At 69.7% G+C, this 3,421-nt stretch carries 3 protein-coding genes; 1 reads left to right on the top strand and 2 read right to left on the bottom strand.

The genetic code is table 11. The annotated features are described in order from the left end of the window. Positions 1-738, bottom strand: a 738-nt coding sequence (locus tag EB084_22020) for a hypothetical protein (GenBank protein NDD30941.1), incomplete at its 3' end; no start/stop codon positions are given. Positions 739-838: 100 nt separating this feature from the next. Here EB084_22020 and EB084_22015 point away from each other — a divergent pair. Continuing rightward, on the top strand, positions 839-2,521 hold the full coding sequence (locus tag EB084_22015; protein NDD30940.1) for an FHA domain-containing protein: 1,683 nt from the start codon (positions 839-841) through the stop codon (positions 2,519-2,521). Positions 2,522-2,577: 56 nt separating this feature from the next. Here the strand turns inward: EB084_22015 and EB084_22010 are convergent. Beyond that, on the bottom strand, positions 2,578-3,421 hold an 844-nt coding region (locus EB084_22010; protein ID NDD30939.1), incomplete at its 5' end, for a hypothetical protein.

Here is a 3,421-nt window from a genome sequence, read left to right as displayed (position 1 = left end):
CATCTGCAGCGCGGTCGCCACGGCCTTGAGGGCGATGCCCAGTGACCACCCCACGATGGGGATGAGCGACAGCGCTTGCGAGATCTGCTCGAGCGTCTGCGCTACACCGACAAGGCCCTGCGCTGATGACATCACCGATTGCGCCGATTGGAGAAGCGCGCTCGAGGCCTGCTGCGCCTTCGTCTTCTGCGCGCTGGCTGCCGTGAGCCCGGTGGTGACCTCGCGCATCTGGCCGTCGATGCCGCTGAGGTCTCGGGAGAGCTGCTGGTTCGTGGCCAGCTGGCGTCGCTGGTCGGTCAGTGTGAGCGAGAGGGCAGCGCGCAGCTGTGCGCCGTCCGTCTGCGCCTGGGTGAGCGCCTCGCGGGGGGAGGACGTCGTGGCGGACACCTCGGGTGACGTCTGCCGTGATGGTGGCAGGGCCGGGGGGACGTACGTCGCCATGGCTCCAGCCTCTCGCGTGTCCTGACGGTGGAGACCGTTGAAGGCGTTTCGGTCGAGTCTCACCTGCGCGTTCGATCGCGCGCCGTGCGCCGCGTGTGTGCCGTTGCCGGAGAGGCTGCCCGCGCGGTGGGTTGCGCTCGTTGTCTGCTGCTTGTTCGTCTGCAGGGTGGAGATCGTGTCCGGCGGAATCTTCTTGCGGGCCTTCCGGGGGGCGGTCTCGAGCCTGTGGATGGCGTCATCGAACTGACCGCCCACGTCGCCGACGCCGCTGCTCCTCGTGGCCCGGATGCTGTCCATGCGCATGCCCTCCGCTTGAAGTCTCACCCAGACAGTAGACGCTTCGGGTAAAACATCGCACAAAGCATGCGGGTGCCCGTGAACATCCGGTTGCCATCGTGTGAACATCCACGCCTCCATGCGCGGTCTGAGGCAGGGGGGCGCACCGAGGGAGGGGAACCCTTGCGGCATGGATGGAACGCCTCAGGACGTGGGGAGTCTGGAGACCGAGCTTCAGACGGCCGCCTCATCCGTGCTGTCGGGGCTCGTCTCCGAGCGCAGCCCTTTCCTTCAGGTGCTCACGGGAGAGGAAGCGGGTCGCCTGGTGGGGCTGCCCCCTGGAGCGACTGTTCTCGGTCGAGGCGATGCCGCTGACGTCATCCTGCGCGACCCGGCGGTGAGCCGCACGCACGCGCGCCTCGAGGTCGGGGCCGATGGAACCGCGCGCATCGTCGACGTGGGATCGCGCAACGGGGTCTGGCTGCGCGGCGAGCGTGTCACCGAGGGGGGAATGCGCAACGGCGATCTCTTCAGCCTCGGCGGGCGGGTCGTGATCAAGCACGAGGTCGAGTCGTCGCTGATCTCCCGCCTCTACGAGAAGGCCATCCGGGACGGCGAGACGGGTCTCATCAACCGCCCCTTCTTTCTCGAGCGCGCCGCCGCGCTTCTGGCTCGCGCCGCGCGCTCTCACGACGTGGCGGCGCTCGGGCTGATTGCGCCCGTCGAAGCACCGCAGGCCTCCGACTGGCGCTCGCTCGCAGATGCTCTCTCGTCGTGCCCGGATGCGCTTGTCGCGCGATGGGATGAGACCTCGCTCGCCGTCGTCTCGCCGCGTGGGCGTCACGTCCTTGCCCCGGTGCTCGAGCGCCTGCCCAGACCGGCCCGTGTGCGTGCGGTGGAGGTGGGAGACGGTGAGACCGTGACCGATGTCATGGCTGCCGTTCTGCAGGCGCTGTCGAGCGGCGCCGGACCGGCGATCACGTGGATGTCGCCTGCGCGTGTGGCGGATGGTGGGCCGCCCGTGGCTGCGACGTCGGTCACGTTCGAGGTGTTCGGTTTCGGGCGCGGCACGGCGAGGGTGCTGGGCACCGCCGTTCCGGATGAGGCCTTCAAGACGCAGAAGGCCCGCTGGCTGCTCGTGCACCTGGCGTCGGCCGGAAGCCACGGCGTGAGCGAAGACGAGATCGGTGAGGTCTACTGGCCCGATGCCGGCCTCGGTGGGCGCAAGAGCCTGAACACCGCGCTCTCCACCTTGCGTCGGGCCCTGGGCGAGGCGGGCGCAGATCTCATCGTGCGCAACGGGGGGTTCCTCCGCTTGCGCGAGGACGCGGGCGTGTGGTTCGACGTCGATGCGTTCGAAGCGGGTCTGGCCAGGGCGGCAGCCCGCCGTCGTCAGGGCGACGGCCGTGGTGCGGCAGCCGCCCTCGAAGAGGCGGTGCGGCTCTACCAGGGGGCGTTCCTCGGAGGCTGCTTCCTCGACTGGGCGCTTCGTCGGCGCGAGGTCTACGAGCGCAAGATGACCGATGCGCTCTGCGATCTGGCCACAGCCGCCATCGACGCGGGCCAGGCTGAAGACGCGCTGGGGCACGCCGCGCGAGCGGCTGAGATCGATCCCTTCCACCAAGACGCGCATCAGCTCGTGATGCGCGCCCACACCCGTCTGGGCAGGCCGGATCGCGCCATCCGGCACTTCGGCAAGGTCAGCCGCCTCTTGTCGGAGGAGCTGGGTGTCGAGCCTTCCATCGCGCTCGTGGAGGAGTGCCTGCGCGCCCGCCTGGGGCTCGATCCCGGCGCGACGCTCTGAGAGGGCGCTCTGGCGCGTCTTTCGGCTTCACCGAAACGCTATCGGGCGCCGGTGCCTCAAGGCTGTCGCAGGGTGTCAGCGTCACAGGCGGTGCGAAACCCGATGGTGCGGCTGCATCGATGGGGCCGTTCGCCTCGACGTCGGGTGCTCGTGAAGTCAGCGGGAGAGCGGTCGTTCCAGGAACCGCCTCGCACGACCCGCAGCGTGTGCCCGTAGTAGGGGTTGGCGGTGCTGCCCCCGGGGTAGGGCTCGAGCCAGTCGGCGGTCCACTGGCTTACGTTGCCGCCCATGTCGAGCACCCCGAAGTCGCTTCGGTCGCCCGGCATCGAGCCGACCGAAACCGCTGCCAGCGGGCCCGGCGCTTCGCTCAACAGGTCGCCGCGTGCACCGTTGCAGGCGCCCGCGATCCAGTCATTGCCCCACGGGTAGCGATGCCCCTGGGGGCCACGCGCCGCCTTCTCCCACTCGGCCTCGCGGGGCAGGCGACGACCGGCCCAGCTGGCGTATGCCGCGGCATCGTTCCAGGAGATGTTCACCGCGGGCGCGCTCGGGCCAGAACTGGCCTCGAACACGTCGTAGCCGTCGCCCTCCGGATGGTAGCGCGCAGACGCGATGAAGGTGCGGAACTGCGCGACGGTGACGGGGGCGACGTCGATGTAGAAGTCGCTGGTCGACGACTGGTGCGGCGGGGCTTCTTCCGTTGATGCGCCCGAGATGCCCATCTCGAACGGGCCGGCGGGAACGAGCACCATCGCCGCCCCATCGATCGGGGAGACGAGGCGATCGGTGGGGCGGGAGGAAGCCGGCTCTCCAGATGGCGATGGGCTGCGTGGCGGTGACGCCACAGGGGCGATTGACGAGGGCGACGGCGAGGCTGCCCGGGCGTCTGCCGCTCGTGGG

It is taken from the genome of Pseudomonadota bacterium, from assembly GCA_010028905.1.
Classification (GTDB): domain Bacteria; phylum Vulcanimicrobiota; class Xenobia; order RGZZ01; family RGZZ01; genus RGZZ01.
The sequence above is the reverse complement of the archived record's forward strand: the minus strand, read 5'-3'. Positions and strand labels throughout refer to the sequence as shown.